This is a genomic window from Acidobacteriaceae bacterium (assembly GCA_028283655.1).
In the GTDB taxonomy this organism is placed as follows: Bacteria; Acidobacteriota; Terriglobia; order Terriglobales; family Acidobacteriaceae; genus Granulicella.
On the sequence record JAPWKE010000003.1, the window covers coordinates 2,654,357 to 2,672,232 of the forward strand.

General features: G+C 60.7%; 8 protein-coding genes. 7 read left to right on the plus strand and 1 reads right to left on the minus strand.

Annotated elements, in window-relative coordinates:
• The first annotated feature begins 155 nt into the window (after positions 1-155).
• From PW792_14160 to PW792_14180, 5 genes are all read left to right on the plus strand, one after another.
• Positions 156-2,072 (plus strand): hypothetical protein, encoded by a 1,917-nt coding sequence (locus tag PW792_14160; protein MDE1163064.1) that lies wholly within the window; start codon positions 156-158, stop codon positions 2,070-2,072.
• Positions 2,069-4,465, plus strand: coding sequence for a VIT domain-containing protein (locus PW792_14165; GenBank protein MDE1163065.1), 2,397 nt, complete (start codon positions 2,069-2,071; stop codon positions 4,463-4,465). The genes PW792_14160 and PW792_14165 overlap by 4 nt, the downstream gene beginning before the upstream one ends.
• Positions 4,449-11,876 carry a hypothetical protein gene (locus PW792_14170; GenBank protein ID MDE1163066.1) on the plus strand — a complete coding sequence of 2,476 codons (7,428 nt, stop codon included), beginning with the start codon at positions 4,449-4,451 and terminating at the stop codon, positions 11,874-11,876. Before PW792_14165 ends, PW792_14170 begins: the two co-directional genes overlap by 17 nt.
• The gene (locus PW792_14175; protein ID MDE1163067.1) at positions 11,873-13,633 is read left to right on the plus strand and encodes a hypothetical protein; all 1,761 of its coding nucleotides are present in this window, start codon (positions 11,873-11,875) and stop codon (positions 13,631-13,633) included. Before PW792_14170 ends, PW792_14175 begins: the two co-directional genes overlap by 4 nt.
• A gap of 156 nt (positions 13,634-13,789) precedes the next feature.
• Positions 13,790-15,052, plus strand: a complete 1,263-nt coding sequence (locus tag PW792_14180; protein MDE1163068.1) for an APC family permease — start codon at positions 13,790-13,792, stop codon at positions 15,050-15,052.
• A gap of 63 nt (positions 15,053-15,115) precedes the next feature.
• Here PW792_14180 and PW792_14185 read toward each other — a convergent pair whose 3' ends face one another.
• On the minus strand, positions 15,116-15,646 hold the full coding sequence (locus PW792_14185; GenBank protein ID MDE1163069.1) for an inorganic diphosphatase: 531 nt from the start codon (positions 15,644-15,646) through the stop codon (positions 15,116-15,118).
• 214 nt (positions 15,647-15,860) lie between these two features.
• Here PW792_14185 and PW792_14190 point away from each other — a divergent pair, with 214 nt between their 5' ends.
• Both PW792_14190 and hemE read left to right on the plus strand, forming a co-directional pair.
• The gene (locus PW792_14190) at positions 15,861-16,583 is read left to right on the plus strand and encodes an outer membrane beta-barrel protein (GenBank protein ID MDE1163070.1); all 723 of its coding nucleotides are present in this window, start codon (positions 15,861-15,863) and stop codon (positions 16,581-16,583) included.
• Between the two features lie 81 nt (positions 16,584-16,664).
• Entirely contained in the window at positions 16,665-17,705 is a 1,041-nt protein-coding gene (gene hemE / locus PW792_14195; protein ID MDE1163071.1) for a uroporphyrinogen decarboxylase, read from the plus strand.
• Positions 17,706-17,876: the final 171 nt, after the last annotated feature.

The following is a 17,876-nucleotide window of genomic DNA, read 5'->3' on the forward strand; positions in this document are numbered from 1 at the left end:
CTGTCGGACAGCGATTCCAGGCTCAAAATTCAGCAGCTTTCGTCTGCAAACTAGACGCCTCTATATAGAGAGGGTCCCTCGTCTCGCTATCGAAGCCAGCCCTATGGCTGGGCATGGTAAGTTTGGTTCCAGTTGTCCGGGAGCAGCTTTTCCTTGTGCGCAAGATAGCCTTTTATCTGTCCGCGGCGTTCCTCCTTGTAGCCCTTGTCCTGGGCAGCATGCTGTTTCGCCGTGTGAACTCAACGCTACGGGCCTCCCGCTCACGGGCAGCACTAAAAGATGATCTGCCGTTCAGCCTGCGTCCCTTTACTCATTCAACGGCTCCGGCATTTGAGCAAACAGGCTTCTCTTCTACAGCGACGGCCGTTGTGGAACTCTCCGGCAAACTCTATATAGCCAGCCCCTCCGGTCTGGCCGTTTACGACACGCCCTCGGCCCCCCCAAGGCAGCTTCGTCTTGGGATCGATTTGCCTCCAGAGCGAATCACTGGCCTGGCCGTAGCGCACCTTCGGGGCCACCCTGCTTCGCAGGTGCTTGGCATTACGAGTGGCGCAGGGCTGCTACTCTTCGACACGAACGCTCCTCCTCAACAGCTACTTGCTGCAGATCCGAGCTCTCGCACCCTGACAGCTATCCTTCCACTCGCCACTGGTGATCTTCTGCTCGGCACGCAACACGCTGGCGTTTTACTCTTCGACGGCACGCACCTGCGACGCGTCTCCCCCGCTACCAGCCATCTTGACGTTACGGCCCTGGCCGGCAATGAGACAGAGTTCTGGATCGGCACGCGCAACCAGGGGCTACTCCACTGGCACTCAGGACAACTCACCACACTCAATAAGGATGGCGGCCTGCCTGACAACACCATCCTCTCTATGGCGGATACTCCGCGGGGACTCTTCGTCGGCACTCCGCTTGGCGTCGCAGAGATCATCGGCGACCATGTGAGCCGCCAGCTTGCACGAGGCCTCTTCGCTTCTACCCTCTCCGTCAATCAGAACTCGCTGGTCATCGGCAGCCCCGAGCAAAGCCTGCTCACGGTCCCCCTGGCGGCACATGCTGTCGTTACCGGAACGCCGCTAGAGGCAGCCACTCTACTTCCGACGCCGGACGCGGCCTTCGCGGTTAGTCAAGGCAAACTCCTGCGCGCGACCAGCGCGGGGCTCTGGCAAACGGTGCTCACTCTTCCCCCGGGAGGCCTGAGCGACAGCGACGTCACCGCCCTGAACTTCTCCACCGATGGCCGCCTGTGGATCGGCTACTTTGACCACGGCCTTGATGTGCTGGAGCTCAGCACGCAACGTGTACAGCATCTAGAGAACGATCACCTCTTCTGCATCAACCGCATCGTCAACGATCCCAGCCGCAGGACGGTGGACGTAGCGACAGCGAACGGGCTTGTGCTGCTCGATGCAGCAGCCCGCCCTCAGCAGGTGCTTACGCGGCAGGACGGCCTCGCCTCCGACCAGATCACCGACATTGCCTTCTCCGCCGATGGGCTCACGCTGGCGACTCCTTCAGGCCTTACGGTGCTGACACCCTCTGGAGCGCAAACGCTTTCGAGCTTCAACGGTCTGGCGAACAACCACGTCTACGCGCTCTCCGCCGATCCGGCGAGCACGTTGCTGCTGGCTGGCACGCTGGCGGGAGTCTCCGTCGTCGACCACATGAACATCGCCTCTACGCTTTCGTTGCAAAACTCTGCACTGCCGCGGAACTGGATCACGGCCATCGTCCGAACCAGTGCAGCTGAAGCTCCTCCACGCTGGCTCGTTGGTACCTACGGCGGCAGCGTGGTCGAGGTGGATGCGCAGGGGCATGTGACGAAAGCCAACACGCCTGCACCCGATGCCGTCATCAACCCCAATGCCATGCTCGCAACGCCAACCCATCTATTTGCAGGAACGTTGAGCCAGGGACTGCTCGCTTACAACCGCAGCACGCAGCACTGGACGCAGATTACCAACGGCTTACCTTCGCTGAACGTCACCGCTTTTGCATCTCATGGTGGCGAACTCTATATCGGAACCACGAACGGCATCGTCCACGTGCCGGAGCAGGACCTTCCATGAACCGTTTCCCTTGCGCACTTCTCTGCCTCGGCCTCGCCACACTTGCCTCGACCGCAAGCGCGCAGTCCGGCGTGCTGCTTCCACTGGACCGCGAGACCTCTGACCCTACGGTGCTTTCCCTTGAAGAGATGAACGTCGACATCACCATCGACGACGGGGACGCTCGCGTCTACATCACGCAGATCTTCTCCAACCACACGAATCGTCCACAGGAAGGCAACTATACCTTCGCCCTGCCGACCGGCAGCACGGTCTCCGACTTTGCGGTGTGGGACGGAGCTGTCCGAATCCCCGCCGTCATCCTCGAACGGCAACGCGCCAGCGAGCTGTACAAAGAGCTGAGCAGCCAGGCTATCGACCCGGGGCTGCTCCAGGCAGGCGAGCGCGATGGGTCTGATCCCAAGGCCTCTTCCACGTTCACAGCGCGCATCTCGCCGGTTCCGGCCTACGCCACCAAGCGGGTCGAACTTGAGTACCACCAGAAGCTTTCCGTCGATCGGCTTGCCGAGTACTTTGCACTGCCGCTTGCGCCAGCACAGTACGGCCAGCAGACTGCCGCTCACTTTCAGATCCATCTCCGTCTGCACTCAACGATCGCGTTCCAGAACCTCAGCTTCCCCAGCAAGATCTTCCCCCTGAAACTCACCAAACAGGATGCACACGATGCCGTCGGTGAGTTCTCCGGGACAGCGCTTCCATTAAGTGAAGATTTTACCGCTAGCTGGAAGCTCGATGCCTCTGCCGCAAATGCGCTGACGATTACGACCTTCCGCAATCCACATGCAGCGCTGCCCTCTCCCGGAGACAGCGCACCCGGCAAGGCAGAATCAGCGCCGGGCTTCTTTCTCGCGCAAACGCTGCTTGCGCCGACTGCGGCGACATCAGCGGTCACAACGCCGCGAAACATCGTCCTGCTCTTCGACAACTCGCTCTCCATGCAGTGGGACAAGCTTGAGCGCAGCTACGGTGCACTCGAAGCTACGCTGTTGAGCCTGACTCCGGCTGACCACTTTTCCCTGCTGCTGTTCAACCAGGATGTGACGAGTTACAAGCCGCAACCTGTTGCCGCGACGCCCGAGGCCGTTGCACAGGCGCTTTCTTTCGTGAAGTCCAATCGTCTGCGCGCGGGTACGGACCTCAGCAAAGCGTTGACGGCGGCACTGGCCCAGGCCACGGGGCCGAACGCCAGCCTCTATCTTTTCTCCGACGGCAACTCTGACCGCGGAGCCAGTGTCCTGACGCGAAAGATTGCAGCCGCTTATAACGACGCGTGGACACACTCCGCGGCGCATCCGCGCACAAACATCTTTGCCGTAGGAGATGATGCCAACCTGCCGTTGCTGCGTCTGCTTGCAAAGCATGACGGCTTGCTCGAGAACGTTCTTTCTTCTGAGCCGATACAGCCGAAACTCTCCGCGTTTCTCGCGCACAGCGTCACGCATCCTGTTTCAGGACTGACGCTTTCCGCATCCCCGGCGAACGCCATCCACACGGTGTATCCGCTCAGCGAGCAGGTGTACGAAGGCTCGCGAGCAGCGTGGGTAGGAGATTATCTGCAACCCAAGAAGCATGTGGAGTTCCTGGCACAAGCAGTCAACGGGTTGCACGCAGCGGTAAAAGCCAACCTTCCGGCGGAGTCTGCAGAGCACCCTGAGCTGCCAAGGCTCTGGGCCCAGGCCCGGGTCGATGCCCTGCTCGCGCAGATCGCTCGTGATGGCGAAACTCGCGCAGCCATTGACGAGATCATCGCGCTCTCGCGCCGCTATAAGTTCGTAACGCCTTACACCTCCTTCCTCGCAGCGCCGCGCTCGCTGCTCAGGCCACGCATCATCCGTCCAGGCGACCCAGTGCTCCGCATCCATACGGACCCCGCGATCACCTCCGTCATCGCACTCTTTCCCTTCGGACTCACGCAACCGCTCCGCCACCTGGCCAGCGAGGACCAGCAGAAAGGCCCCGACGCGGATCGCCTCTGGGAGACACGCTTTCTAGCGCCCGCCGATATGCACGATGGCACGTATGCGGTGCGGCTCATCCTGCGCGACAGCCAGGGCAATACCTACTCTGAGCAGAAGAGCTTCGTGATCGCGGCGACTCCGCCGGCAGTTCGCATTCACCTGAGTCAGACGAAGCTTCACATGGGCCAGCTTGTCCCGCTGCAGGCCGACGCCACAGCCTCCACACGGCTGCTCATTGCCCGCCTTACCCATAACGGCGCTGCAGGAACGCTTGCGACAGCAGAGCTTCGGTGGAGCCCGCACGCGAAGACCAACGCCGGAGAGATTCGCATTCCCTCGACGCTTGCACCCGGCACCTACACGCTCTCCGTAACGGCAGAAGATGTTGCCCACAACGTTGGCTCCCAGGAGGTGCACGTTGAACTCCTTCCCTAAGCCCTTCCTTCGCAAAACAACCAGAAGCAAGATCACTCGCGCGGCATTGCTTGCCTCCGCGACAGCGCTGGCGGCAACGGCAGTCGTTGCTCATGCCGATTTTCCAGCGTGGATGCAATCTGTCGTTTCGGCTTCCGCCATCGAAGACGCGCTCTTCCGCGCCATGCAGATTCCACACGCGCGCACGCTGTATCCGCGCCCTCCTGCAGAGGCCAAAAAACATCTCGACTCCTTACTCTCTTCCAAGTCCAACGAGGCAGAGCTCTACGCTCTACGCGCGCACACCGAGGAGCAGGCTCTGGACTTTTCCGGGGCGGAACGCGACTGGAAAGCTTTCGTCGAGCACTCCGCCAGCGGCCAGGCGAAGATGTCTGCTCGCTTCGAACTGGCCAGCTACTACGAACGCCGCAATCAAGCCGAGCCGCAGATTGCCGCACTGGAGGCAGCAGCGTCAGAGCCGTCGCCGGCAACAGAGAGCTTTCAGAAAGCCGATACACAAGCCGCGTGGCACGCCTACGAACGCGCCCTCAGCGCAGCCCGCACGCAAGGACTCGGCGACGATGCCCTTATCGCGATCCATCGCGCACGCATCGCGCGCTACCCGCAGGAGCCCGCTGCCCGCGCAGCCTTGCTCAAAGAACTGCTGCGAGCGCAACGCTTCGCCGACGCGCAACAACTCATCGACGAGTACAAAACGGCTTTCCCCGCAGACACGTCCTTCCCTCTGCGTGCCTCGGCGTTGCTGGCCTTTGACCAGAACACTCCAGACGCGACTCAGCGAGCGCTGGCCCTCTTTGATCAGAGCTTCGCGCCGCTATGGGATGCCACGCTGGTTCAGTCATACAGCGATCTCCTGACCGCGACCCACCACACGCATGCCGCCATCGCAGACGCACGCGCGCGCCTGCTGAAGAACCCTGACGACCTTCGCTCCGCCGCGCTGCTCTTCGATCTCTTTGCGCAGAGTGGAAAGCTCGACACGGCCATCAACACGCTGGCGCAGTACGCCTCCTCCAAGCAGCAGCGCAAAGCCGCCTGGACGCCCGACGAGCTTTACACCTTTGCCACTCTTCTGGACCGCGCCCATCAGCCAGCCGACGCCGCCCGCTTTGCCTATGCGCTGGCATCCTCGCAGGGCAAGCTAAGCGGCAACTCCGCCACGCCTGAAGAAGCAGGTCTCGCAGCCCTGATTCACCTTCTGCTCGCGAACTCCGAAACGCCTATCGCCCTTGGCTCCGGCAATCTTTCCATCCTTTTCGATATTGCGCAGACCGACCGCGGCCCCGGCTATCTGAACGGCGTACTTTCGCTCTGGATGAACTCCGTGAGCCCGGCGTCGGAGTTCCGCAGCGAAGAGGCACAGGCTGTGCCTTACTTCCATCGCGCCAAGGCAGCGGAGCTGCTGCAGGTCCTGGACACGCGCTTCCCGCAATCTTCACAACGTGCCGAGCTGCACGCTGCTCTGATCCACGCCCTGCAGATCTACAGTCAGGACGATGCCGTTCTGCAGCAAGGCAAGCAGTTTCTGGAAGACTTCCCGCAATCCCCTGCACGGCTGGAGATTGCGCTGACGCTCGCGGACATCGATGCTCGCAAGAATGACACGAAGAGCGAGTTCGCGCTCTACGACAAGCTTCTCGCTGAACTCGGAGCCAAGCTCAATGGATACCCGCTGACTGCGGCAAGCAGCGCGTCGCAGACGTCTTCGACAGCAGACGCAAGCCCCATCGAGACACCTCCCGCACAGGGGATCAATCTCTCCGCGCTTCAGCTGGAACAGTCACTGAACGTTCCTGTCGCCACACCTGCAGCCGTGGCCATCGGCCAGCAGTACAAGAGTGTGCTCGACCGATACCTGTCACGTCTGACATCAGCAGGACAGATCGCAGCGGCGCTCGAGTTACTGCGCCACGAGTTGGACCGCAACCCCAATGATCCCCAGATGTACGAACGCCTGGCAGAGTTCCTGCAACAGAACAATCTTGCCGATCAGCAGGAAGCGGTTTACCAGCAAGCGATCTCGCGCTTTGGAGGAACGGGTTTTTATGACAAGCTGGCACGCTTCTACCTGCGCCAGCGCAAGCAAACCGAGTTCGACGCGCTCAGCCGCCGGGTCGTCGATATCTTCCGTGGCACAGAGCTTGAGAGCTACTTCGCGAACGTCAATCGCACGTGGCCGCAGGAGTATCTGGAACTCAACATCTACGCACACGAGCGCTTTCCGCACGATCTCGTCTTCGTCCGTAACCTGCTCAACGCCTATCAGACAAGGGACACCGCCGACTCCACCGCATACGAGGTGCTTCTGCGCCAACACTGGCAGGACACCAACGACCTGCACAATGCCTTCTTCGAAATGCTGAGCCATAGCGGTCGCATGGACGACGAGCGCAGCCAGTTGCAGGCCCTTCTGCCCAACGCGAAAGCTGCATCCGAAAACCCTGCCGCCGCACGGGAACTCGCCGAGATACAACTGTGGCAATCGCACTTCGAGACCGCAGCTCCACTGCTCAGCCAGCTTGCAGACCAGTACCCCGCAGACATTTCCGTCGGAGAACAGGCCGTGAGCGTCTTCCGCTCACTGGCGTATCTTGATCCGCAGCAAGTCCAGCGCGCTGCAACGATCGCACAGCATCTCGTTCTTGCTGAACCAACAAACCTAGACCGCCTGGCCACCGTCGGCGACATTTTTGCGGACTCCACGAACCCCAGCCTTGGGCTCGACCCGGCAAAACAGATTGCCCAGGCAGCGCCGTTCTGGCAACGCATGCCCTCGATCCAGCCGGGCATACCTGACGGCTACCTGCAAGCCGCCACCATCTTCTGGGACTACTTCCAGTTTGACGACGCTCTTGGACAAATCAACGCCGCGCGAGCCCACTTCCACTCCCCTTCGCTTTACGCCTATCAAGCTGGAGCAATCTATGAAAACCAGCATGACGAGAGCAAGGCAGTTGCCGAATATGTAGCAGCAGTCACCGCTCCTGACGCCACAGAAACGAACAGCGCAGAAGCGCGTCAACGCCTGCTCACTCTAGCCAATCGACCTGTCACCGCAGCACTGATAGAAAGCCTTACAGCACAGGCAGTGGCTTCGAATCCGACGCTGGCAAGCTTGTCCTTGCGCGCTGATGTTCTCACCGCAAAAGGCCACGCCGAAGAGATTGCAGAACCTACCACCCGAGCCATTGCGCAGGCTAAAACCTCAGCACAGCTCGCAGAACTCGCTTCCTTCGCCGCGGACCACACGCTCCCTGCACTTCAAGTTGACGCGCTGCAACGCGAAGCCAGCCTCACCACCGACCCAGCCGAGCGAATCGTGTTGCAGTATCAGGTTGCAGGTCTCTACGTTGACCAGCACGACACAGCAGCAGCACAACGAGTCATCGACACCACGTATGCAACGAACTCCAAACTCATCGGCGTTGTCCGCTCCACCGTCGATTTTGATTGGAACCACGGTCAGCAGGCACGCGCGGTCTCCATTCTGCTGGAAGCTTCCCACGCCGCCAATGCCACGCTGGCCCATGACTTTCTCCTCGAAGCGATCGACAAGTCCAACCACAGTGGCGACTACGCAGGAGCTCGCAAACTACTGCAGCCGCTGCTGGCTGCAGATCGTTTCAATCCGCTATATCTGAATTTGCAAGCGCAGAGCTTCTCTCTTGCCCATGACGACGCCGGGGTTCGCGATCTCTACGTTCAGACCTTGCAGGCGTTGAAGGAGTCCACGTTTGCGGCTCCGGAAAAGCGGAACAAGACCGCTCTCTTCCGCCAGAGCCTTATCCCTGCGCTAAGCAATCTCAAGGATTACCCCGCGGCAATGGAGCAGCACATCGCGCTGCTCTCTGCGTTCCCGGAGGATGCGTCGACGCTGCAGAACGCGATCTCCTATGCGCGTGAACACCATCGCGAAGAACAGTTCCTCAACTTCCTGAAGCAAACTACCGTAGCCTCACCGCGTGACTCCCGCTTCTTCATCGACCTTGCGCAGGTTGACGTTGCGTTCGGCGATAACACCGGCGCACTGGACGCGTACAGCAAAGCGATTGCGATCCGTGCAGACCGCTCAGATCTCTTCATCGCACGCGCAGAGCTTGAAGAACGCTCGCAGAACTACGACGCGGCCTGCGCCGACTACGAGCGCATCTTCCATCTCACCTATAACGATCCGCAGTGGATGGAGAAGTCCGCTCTCGCGCGTGCCCGACAGGGTAAGCCTGACCTGGCCGTAACAGCGTTGAAGGCCGCCTACCTTGACGGACGCAAACCGACAGCCGCAGCAAACTTCACCGTCGCCCGGCAGCTTGCTGACTGGAATCTCCTTCCCCAGGCCAATACCTTCGCCGCAAAAGCAGTAGAACTGGCTGGCGACGATCTTGTCGCCGGTTGGCAGTACAACAGCGATGCTCTCTTCTACGTCACGCTGCTGGCCCGCCAACGCAGAGCGGCAGAGGCCATCGCCACCGTCACGCACCTGCGCGACAACACGATCTCGGCTTCGTCGTTCTCTCCTCACCTGCTTGCCGAGCAAGCCGGGAAGCAAGGCATTGCAGCCGTTGCAAACGCAGAGTGGCGCCGCCGTCAACTCGAGGCGCGTAAGCAGGCTGCGATCAGTACATACGCTGCCTCCATTCGCACAGTCGCCGAAGTTGCCGCTCGCCTCTATACGCCGGAGGAGCAAACGACCTTCGCTACCTGGCTTGATGGCGAGTACAAGAAAACCGACACCGACGCCCGTGTGCACATCTGGATCCCCGCCGCAGCAGCAGCCAACTTTAAGGGCCGCGAAGCTGCGTGGAGACGCGACATTCTGCTTCATGCCGGAGGCGATACCGCCGCAGCGCAACTCAGCCAGTACAACGACCTCGAAGTCTCGCGCATGAACTTTGCGTCACTCGCCGAAACGCTCGATACGTACGCCGCGCAGCTCTCCCCCAGGGATCAGCCCTCCGTGCTGTCCCTTGCCGCCAAGGCGTGGAAGCAGGCCGCAAATCCTCAACGAGAGGCCGCAGACCTTCAGACGTTGGTGGTTCGCCACAATGAGCAGGCGATGCAAGAGCGTCTCTTCGAGCTTTATCTCCACGGCGACACCTCCGCGCTTATCGCGCTGGCAGGAAGCTCGAACCGCGGGCTGGCCGATGCGGTGACAAACTTCACGTTGGCCCATGGCGAAGCCAAACTCACCATGCAGGCGCTTGCTGCTATTCCGAACCGTAACCCGGTGTGGCACTCCGCCACCAGAGCCCTCGCAGGCATGTATCTCGACCAGGATCCTGCGGCAACGACAGCATCGTTCGACGCCGCACTCGGTTCACAGAGCATCGAAGCCCAGTTGGCGCATCATCCTGACAAGCAGCAGCAGTTGGTGGGCGAGCCGTGGTTCAACTACAGTTCGCGCTTCGGCCTCTTCCTTGCGCTCAAGCCGCAACCCGCGCATGAGTCAGAGGACTTTATCCCTGCAGTTCTCGAACAGGCCCCATCTGACCCTGCCAGCTATAACGCTTTGGCAGGGACGTATCTTGAGGCGCACAACCTTGCCGCCGCCATCACGGAGTACCGTCATGCGCTCGAGTTAGCTCCCGAAGACCCAACGCCGCTCGCCTCCATCGCCAGAGCCCAGATGGAAGCTGGCCACCGCGATGAGGCATTGAGTACGTATCGAGAGGCGCTGAGCTTGCTACGCGCTCTCGTCGACACTCATACGGTTCCAGAAGCGTTCTGGACGACCTTCGCAAGCATCGCTTCAGACGCTGACGCCTACAAGCTTGGCAATGATCTGCGGCCGAGTATGAATGCAGTGCTCGTCGCCTATCTCCGCAAGAATGGCACCTATCGCGCGGAGGAGCTGCTCCAATCCGCCTGGGATTCGAGCTCCAGCCAGGATTCGCAGAGCGCCATGACATGGATACTGGCGCTCATTCATGAGATTCCGGCAGACGAGCGCTACACCGAGCTCGACTGGGTCAACGCCACGCTGCCGCTATCGAACGCGCAAAAGGATTTGCTCTTCCGCACGCAGCTTGCGTTACTCCGCTCTACCAACGCCTCCTCTCAGTCGTATCAACTGCAGACGCTTCTGCATACGTACGCCCTCTGGCTGCTGAAGCAGCACCGTACGGCGGATGCGGCTACACTTCTCCAAACTGTCGCGGCTGCGAAGCGTAACGACGACAACATTGCAGACGCTTTCCTTCTGCTGGCCGCACAACAATCCAATCTGCCCGCACTCCTTGAACGCTTCCTCACCTCGCCTGCAGACGCGCCCTCTCTGAGCACGCTATCGAGCACCGCAAATACGCTTCGGCTACAGAAGGACTACGCGAACGGCCGCCTGCTGCTCGAGTTTGTCTTCGCACGCAAGCTTGAACAAGGGGAGATCGAAGATGCGGACTACCTCGCACTCGCGCAATCCCGCCTGGACAACAACGATCTTCCGGCGGCCCTTTCGCTCCTGCATACCTTCACTGACCAGGGCGACTTCTACGCGAACCTCGATCAGGCGGCCTCTCTGCTAGAGCGTTCTAACCGGCCTGCCGAGGCGATAGCGTTCCTGAAGCCGCTCGCACAAGGCTCTCCGTGGAACGCCGCGACACAAATACGTCTGGCGAACGCGCTCAAAGCCTCCCACTCTAACGAAGCAGAGACGACGCTCACCGCCGTCGCCGCCAACCAGCAGTCTCCTTACGAGCTTCGAGCGGAAGCCGCGCTTTCTCTCAGCAGCCTTTCCAAGGCGAAGCACTTTGAGGCCGCCGAGCTTACATGGCTCGCCTCCTCCAACCGCTCTGCCGCAGAGCTGCCCGCAAACTTCGTTTACGCGCGTTTTATCTCAACGCAAACTGCCGCACCGGACAAGGTCATCTCCGTACTGCGCGAGACCATCCTCTCCGCCCCCGCTTCGATAGGCGAAGCCATCCGGCTACGGCTCTTCCAGGCCTACGCAAGCTCCGGGCATAACTCCGCAGCGCGAACAGCCATTGAACCGGTGCTGAGCGCTCATCCTTCGCTGCTGACAACGTCAACGACAAGCGACTCGGACGACAGTACCGCCAACGAAGACACCACGACCGCCGCTCCAGCGAGCCCAACGCTCGCTGCGCTCGCCAACCCCTTTAGCTTCGAGTCGCAAATCACGTCACCAGCCGCTCAAGCAGAACTACTTCTTACGCTGGCTGAGGTCGATCGCCAAACCTCGCAACCAAGCCTCGCGATCCGCGACCTGCAGGCAGCACTGGAGCTTCCCCTGAGCGCAGCAAGAGCCAGCAAAATTCGTGCACAGATTGACGAGCTGCAAGCAGCCGAAGAGCTCAAAAACCTGAACATCGAACGGCGTCCGGTCATCCAGCCGTCCGTCACGCAAACCGCCTCCGTTCGCCCCCGCCTGACCGCACTTCCCGAGGTCCGCCAATGACGCCTCTACGCCGCATCACGCTCTTCGCCCTGCTGCTCGCAGCGGCTGCCGGAATCGGCTACGCCGCGTTCCAACTCACGGTTGCGCCCGCTCCTTCGCTGACGAGCTACGCACCTTCCGGAGCGCTGCTCACGATCGAGTCGCCAGACTTCTCTTCCCTGCTCCACGCCTGGAACCACTCTGCCGAACAGCAGCGCTGGCTGAAGAGCAGTGATTACGAGTCCTTCTCTCGTTCGCGTCTCTTCGATAGGCTTTCCGACGCTCAACAGCAGTTCGCCACCGTCGCGGGCCTTCCCCCGGACACACAGTTCCTTCAGGCTGTCGCGGGTTCGCAAAGCCTCTTCGCCTGGTACGACATTGGCAAGCTGCAGTTTCTGTACATCACACGCATGCCGCCAGGAGGAGCCGAGCACACGCCGTTGCTCGCACTCCGCGACAAGTTCCAGCAGCGTCAGGCGGGTGGCGTCACCTTCTACGTCCGCTCCTCTGCGGATGCCGCATCCGGGGACACAAGCGACGCCTCCTCCGATACAGGTGCTGCGAGCACCGATGAGCACACTGTCGCGTTTGCCGTTCGAGGAGAGTACCTTCTGCTTGCCACCCGCGAGGACCTGCTGGCATCAGCCCTTGAGCAGATGGCGCACCCCTCAGCCCACACGCTCGCCAGTGATCCCTGGTACGCCGAAGCAGTCGCCGAAGCCAAAGAAAAACCGGGCGATCTGCGCCTTGTGCTCAACTTGAAATCCGTAACGCACTCACCCTACTTCCAGAGCTACTGGGTGCAGCGGAACATCACCGAGATGCGCCGTTACAAAGCCAGCGTCAGCGATCTTTATCGCGGCGATGGAGTCTTCCGGGAAGAGCGTTTTCTTCTCAAAGCGCAGGACACGCAAAGCACGCAGGATGTCGACCTATCCCCGGTAATGCACTTTCTTCCTGTCGGCGTGGTGTATCGCGCGGTAGCGGCACCCACTACCGCCCAGGTGCTCGCGGAGCTCAATGACAAGCTGCTGAAGCGTGGCGCAGCCAACATCGAAGACACGCATATCGCGCCCGTCGCGGCACAGAGTGTTCCGATGGCCGGTGACGCGAACGACTTCGACAACCGCATCGACGCGCCGGAAGCCCAGTTCTCGCAGCCAGACGCCACAACGCTGCAGCCGTTGCTCGACCACGATACGCCCGTTGCGATGCTCTCCCTCTCTTCCGCCGCAGCACTCGGGGAGCGCAAGCAAGGCCTCTTTCAGACAGTGCAAACCGGCGTCGTTCTCAGCATGAACAAGCCCTGCGATGCAGAAGCCTGGAAGCACGCCCTGACCACAACGCTCGCTCCACGCATCTCCGCCAATGAAGAGTCCTTGCATTGGAGCGCGCAATCCAAAGACAGCGCACAGTGGTTTCATCTCGACGGCCCGTTACCGCTCGCCTTCGCAGCCCAGGGCAACAACTGCCTCATCGCCTCCGACGACGCCTCTTTGCTGGCAATGCTCTCCGCTCCCTCCGGCTCCCATCCTGAGGCGGTTACGGCCAGCGTTGCAGCAGGTTTCTCCCACGAAGCGCAGAAAACGCCCTTGCGTAAACTTCTCGCGCGTCTCGACGGCAGCAACGGCTCAGGCGGTCAACCGTCCTTCTTCTCAGGCAACATGGTCAGCCTTAGCAAGACCTTCTCCACCCTGCAGAACGAGACGTTCACGGAATCGCAAAGCTCTCCGACACTGACGCGCCAGACCGTCACCTACGTATGGCGAAAGCCTTGATGCAGGATTGCTCCTAAATTTTCTCCGCACGAGACGCGATTTCCATTACATTCAACAATCGCGTCTCAAATTATTTCGGAGGACATTTCAATACCCAAGACCAACCGCACCAGCCGCAAGCTCCGCCTGTTCCCCCTCGTCGCCGCCACGTATTTCATGGTTTCCGGCGGCCCTTATGGCCTTGAAGACATCATCGGTCTCGCAGGCTTTCGCTGGGCGCTTCTGCTACTCGCCATCGTCCCGATCTTCTGGAGCCTGCCCACCGCGCTGATGGTCGGCGAACTGGCCTCCGCCATTCCCGACGAAGGCGGCTTCTACATCTGGGTCACGCGCGGACTCGGTCGCTTCTGGGGCTTCCAGGAAGCCTGGCTCTCCCTTGCAGCCAGCGTCTTCGATATGGCGATCTACCCTACGACCTTCGCTCTCTATCTAGGCCACCTCTACCCCTCGCTCACGGCGGGGTATCGCGGCCTTGCGCTCAAACTCGCCATCGTCGCCATCGCCACACTCTGGAACCTACGCGGAGCCGCCGCGGTCGGAGAAGGCTCTGTCGGCATGATGTGCGTTTCGCTCGCGCCGTTCGTTCTGCTCGTCGCTGCAGCGCTCTGGAAGACGCTACACGGTGGCGTTCACCTCAGCGCAGCAGGCAGCCCGGTGCTGCAACACGACCTGCTCGCCGCCGTTCCCATCACGCTCTGGAATTACATGGGATGGGACAACGCCTCCACCATCGCGCAGGAAGTGGAAGAACCGCAGCGCAACTATCCGCGTGCCATGTTTACTTCGGCGATCGCAACGATGTGCGTGTACATGATTCCACTGGCGGCCATGTGGGCCGTGGGCATCCCGGCAGAACGCTTCTCCACGGGCGCCTGGACCGATGCCGCCAGCCTGCTCGCGGGCCCCGCTCTTGCCTTCGCGGTCGTGCTTGCCGGTTCGCTCGACGGCCTCGGAACCTTCAACGCACTGACGCTGACGCTGACCCGCCTGCCCTACGCCATGGCCGAAGACGGCCTGCTGCCTCGCGTTCTCACTCGCCGCCTGAAGAACGGCGTGCCGTGGGTCAGCGTCCTCGCCTGTGCGACCGGCTGGGCGCTGGCGCTGGGGCTCACCTTCGAGCGCCTCATCACCATTGACCTTGTCCTCTACGGCGCGGCGCTTCTGCTCGAGTTCGCCGCGCTCATCGCTCTTCGCCTGCGCGAGCCAAACCTTCTACGCCCGTTCCGTATTCCAGGAGGCTTCCCCGCCGCCTGCCTCCTCGGCGTTGGCCCGCTCGCGCTCATCCTCTTTGCGCTGTACTCCGCCCGCGAGGAAAAGCTCGCAGGCATCCCAGCTCTCCTCTTTGCGCTGCTTGTCGCTCTGGCCGGGACCGCAACCTACGCCCTCTTCGAGCAGCCCTGGCGGAGACGAAAAGCCTGATCCAAACACAAACAAAGACGCCCACGAATCGCTCGTGGGCGTCTTTGTTGCAGTTGAAACCGCTTACTTCTTGTTCTTCTCGATGAAAGCCTTCTGGCTCTTCACCACCAGTTCGCGAGCGAACTGCGCGTCGCGCCAGCCCTTTACTTCCACGGTCTTGCCTTCAAGGTCCTTGTAGATCGAGAAGAAGTGGGTGATCTCCTTCAGAATGTGCGGGTAGATGTCCGAGTAATCGTAGACGTCCTTGTAGCGGGGATTCGCGGAACCCACGCACAGAACCTTCTCGTCGCCTTCGCCGCCGTCGATCATTTCGAGCGCGCCGATCGGACGAACTTCCTGCAGGCAGCCCGGGAAGCTGGGTGTATCCACCAGCACAAGAACGTCCAACGGATCGCCATCATCGCCCAGCGTCGAGGGGATAAAACCGTAGTCGCCCGGGTAATGCACCGGCGAAAACAGGTTGCGGTCCAGCTTGAAGACGTGCAGTTCCTTGTCGTACTCGTACTTGGTTACACCATCGGCCGGAATCTCAATCACGGCATTGACAAGTTCAGGAGCCTTCGATCCGACGGGCAATTCAAGGTAATTCGGCATAGCTGCGGATTCCGTTCTTCTTAAATAAGGTCTTTTTGCAGTCCCTTGCACGAGCAAAACAACGCTTCAAGGCAACGAGAGGCAACCCGCATAGTCTACATGGGCTTTTCTTCCCACGAAACCCGGGTGATGTTTCAGGCAGCCGAATAGCGCCTTTTAGGAATCCTATGCGATTGAAGGCATTCCAGAATTATCAGGAAGTCAGGTCGCCCCTATGAAGAAAAGAACGCTCCCCTCCACGGTCGCTCTCCTCCTCGCCGCGCCTTTTGCACTTGCCTGCTCCTGCTTGCCAGCCCATGCGCAGAGCGTCTTCACCGCGGAAAAAGGCGCAGACATCTTCGTCTTTGGCGGATACACCTATCTCAAACCCGATTACGGCCCGGACTCCGTACACAATAACGGCATCACGCTCGGCGCGGACTTCACGCGTTACTTCAGGTGGCCCGTCACCCCCTCGATTGAGGTGCGCTACACCCACGCGTCAGGCCCTGTGGTGAACGAGCACACCTTCTCCGGCGGCCTCAAGGTCGGCAAAACCTACCGGACACGCTTCCACCCGTACGCCGACATCCTCGCCGGTCTCGGAGGAGTTCACTACGTCACGCCTCCCGTACCCGATTACCCCGACGACACCGCCCTCGCCATCACATACGGCGGCGGAGTCGATATCGACGTTCTCGACAACTGGGCCGTCAAGGCTGACTTCCAATCCCAGCACTGGAATCTAGGGAAGAACGCCACCATCAAGCCAGATGGTGAGGATTACACGCTCTCGCCCCTTGCCTTCACGATTGGCGTCAGCTATCGCATCCCGTTCCATTCCCGGGTTGGTTCCGGCGAACACCATGCTCGCGCAGAAAGAGCCCAGCGGTCGAAAGCAGTCCCGCCCGCTCCTGCAGAACCAGCACCTGCTCCAAACACCCAGCAGAATCCATAAACGACCTCGAGACTGCCATGATGCGATAGCCTAAGGGGGATGGCCGGTTGCGTCCTACACGCAGCGAGCCTCCTTTTACCTATGTCTTCTTCACGATTCGTCCGCGCCTGCCTGCACCTCCCTGTCGACCGCACGCCCTTCTGGTTTCTTCGCCAGGCCGGCCGCTACATGCCTGAGTACATGGCCGTGCGCAAGAACCACACGCTGCTCGAGATCTGCCGCACCCCCGAGATCGCCGCCGAGGTGACCATCACCGCTGCCGAACGGCTCGGCGTCGACGCCGCGATCATCTTTGCCGACCTTCTGCTGCCGCTCACGCCCATGGGCCTCGACTTCGAGTTCGTCAACGGCGAAGGCCCGGTTGTCCACCAGCCCATCCGCACCCGCGAACAGATCGAGAAGCTGGACACCACCCGCGCCGCCGAACTGATCTACGTCGCGCAGGCTATCGAAAAGGTCGCCAAGCACTTTGCCGCTCCGCGTGCCGATGGCGACCAGCTCGGCATTATTGGCTTCATCGGCGCCCCCTTCACGCTTGCAAGCTACATGATCGAAGGCGGCGGCTCGCGCAACTACATCGAAGCCAAGAAGCTCATGTACGCCACCGATGGCGGCTGGCAGCTGCTGATGGAAAAACTCATCACCGTTCTCGTCGAGTACGCGCAGCAACAGGTGGACGCCGGTGCCGACGTCATCCAGATCTTCGACTCCTGGGCAGGCGCACTCTCCGTCAGCGACTACCGAGACTACTGCCTCGCCGCGACTACTGAACTCGTGCGCCGCGTCCAGGCGATGGGCGTTCCGGTCATCTACTTCGGCGTCGACACCGCCTCCCTGCTGCCCACCATGAAGCAGACCGGCGCGGACGTGCTCGGCCTCGACTGGCGCACCCCGCTCGACGAAGCCCGCAAGACGCTCGGCCCGAACATCGCCGTCCAGGGCAACCTCGACCCCATCACGCTCTTCGCGCCACAGGAAGTCATCGAAAGCCGCGTGAAGGAAATCCTCGCGCTGAACGCGGGTCACCCCGGCCACATCTTCAACCTCGGCCACGGCATCGTCCCTGCGACGCCCGTCGATAACGTCATCTTCGTCGGCGAGTTGATCAAAAAGCTTGGTTAGACGCATTGAATTGTTCGTAGTGAGTCGCTTGCTGGCAAAATTCAGTAACTTCCTTCAAGAACAACAAATCACTCGTCTTACTTAGAAATATTTGCATCCCGGCAGTGCGTTTTGCATGGTCTTTCGTCCTAAACAGCGGAAGGCCATCCACAACCCATGCTTCACGGAGAT

Bases quoted from the DNA above. Each gene is read 5' to 3' on its own strand.
- PW792_14165 (MDE1163065.1), top strand. From the start codon at position 2,069: ATGAACCGTTTCCCTTGCGCACTTCTCTGCCTCGGCCTCGCCACACTT.
- PW792_14175 (MDE1163067.1), top strand. From the start codon at position 11,873: ATGACGCCTCTACGCCGCATCACGCTCTTCGCCCTGCTGCTCGCAGCG.
- PW792_14180 (MDE1163068.1), top strand. From the start codon at position 13,790: ATGGTTTCCGGCGGCCCTTATGGCCTTGAAGACATCATCGGTCTCGCA.
- PW792_14185 (MDE1163069.1), bottom strand. From the start codon at position 15,646: ATGCCGAATTACCTTGAATTGCCCGTCGGATCGAAGGCTCCTGAACTT.
- PW792_14190 (MDE1163070.1), top strand. From the start codon at position 15,861: ATGAAGAAAAGAACGCTCCCCTCCACGGTCGCTCTCCTCCTCGCCGCG.
- hemE (MDE1163071.1), top strand. From the start codon at position 16,665: ATGTCTTCTTCACGATTCGTCCGCGCCTGCCTGCACCTCCCTGTCGAC.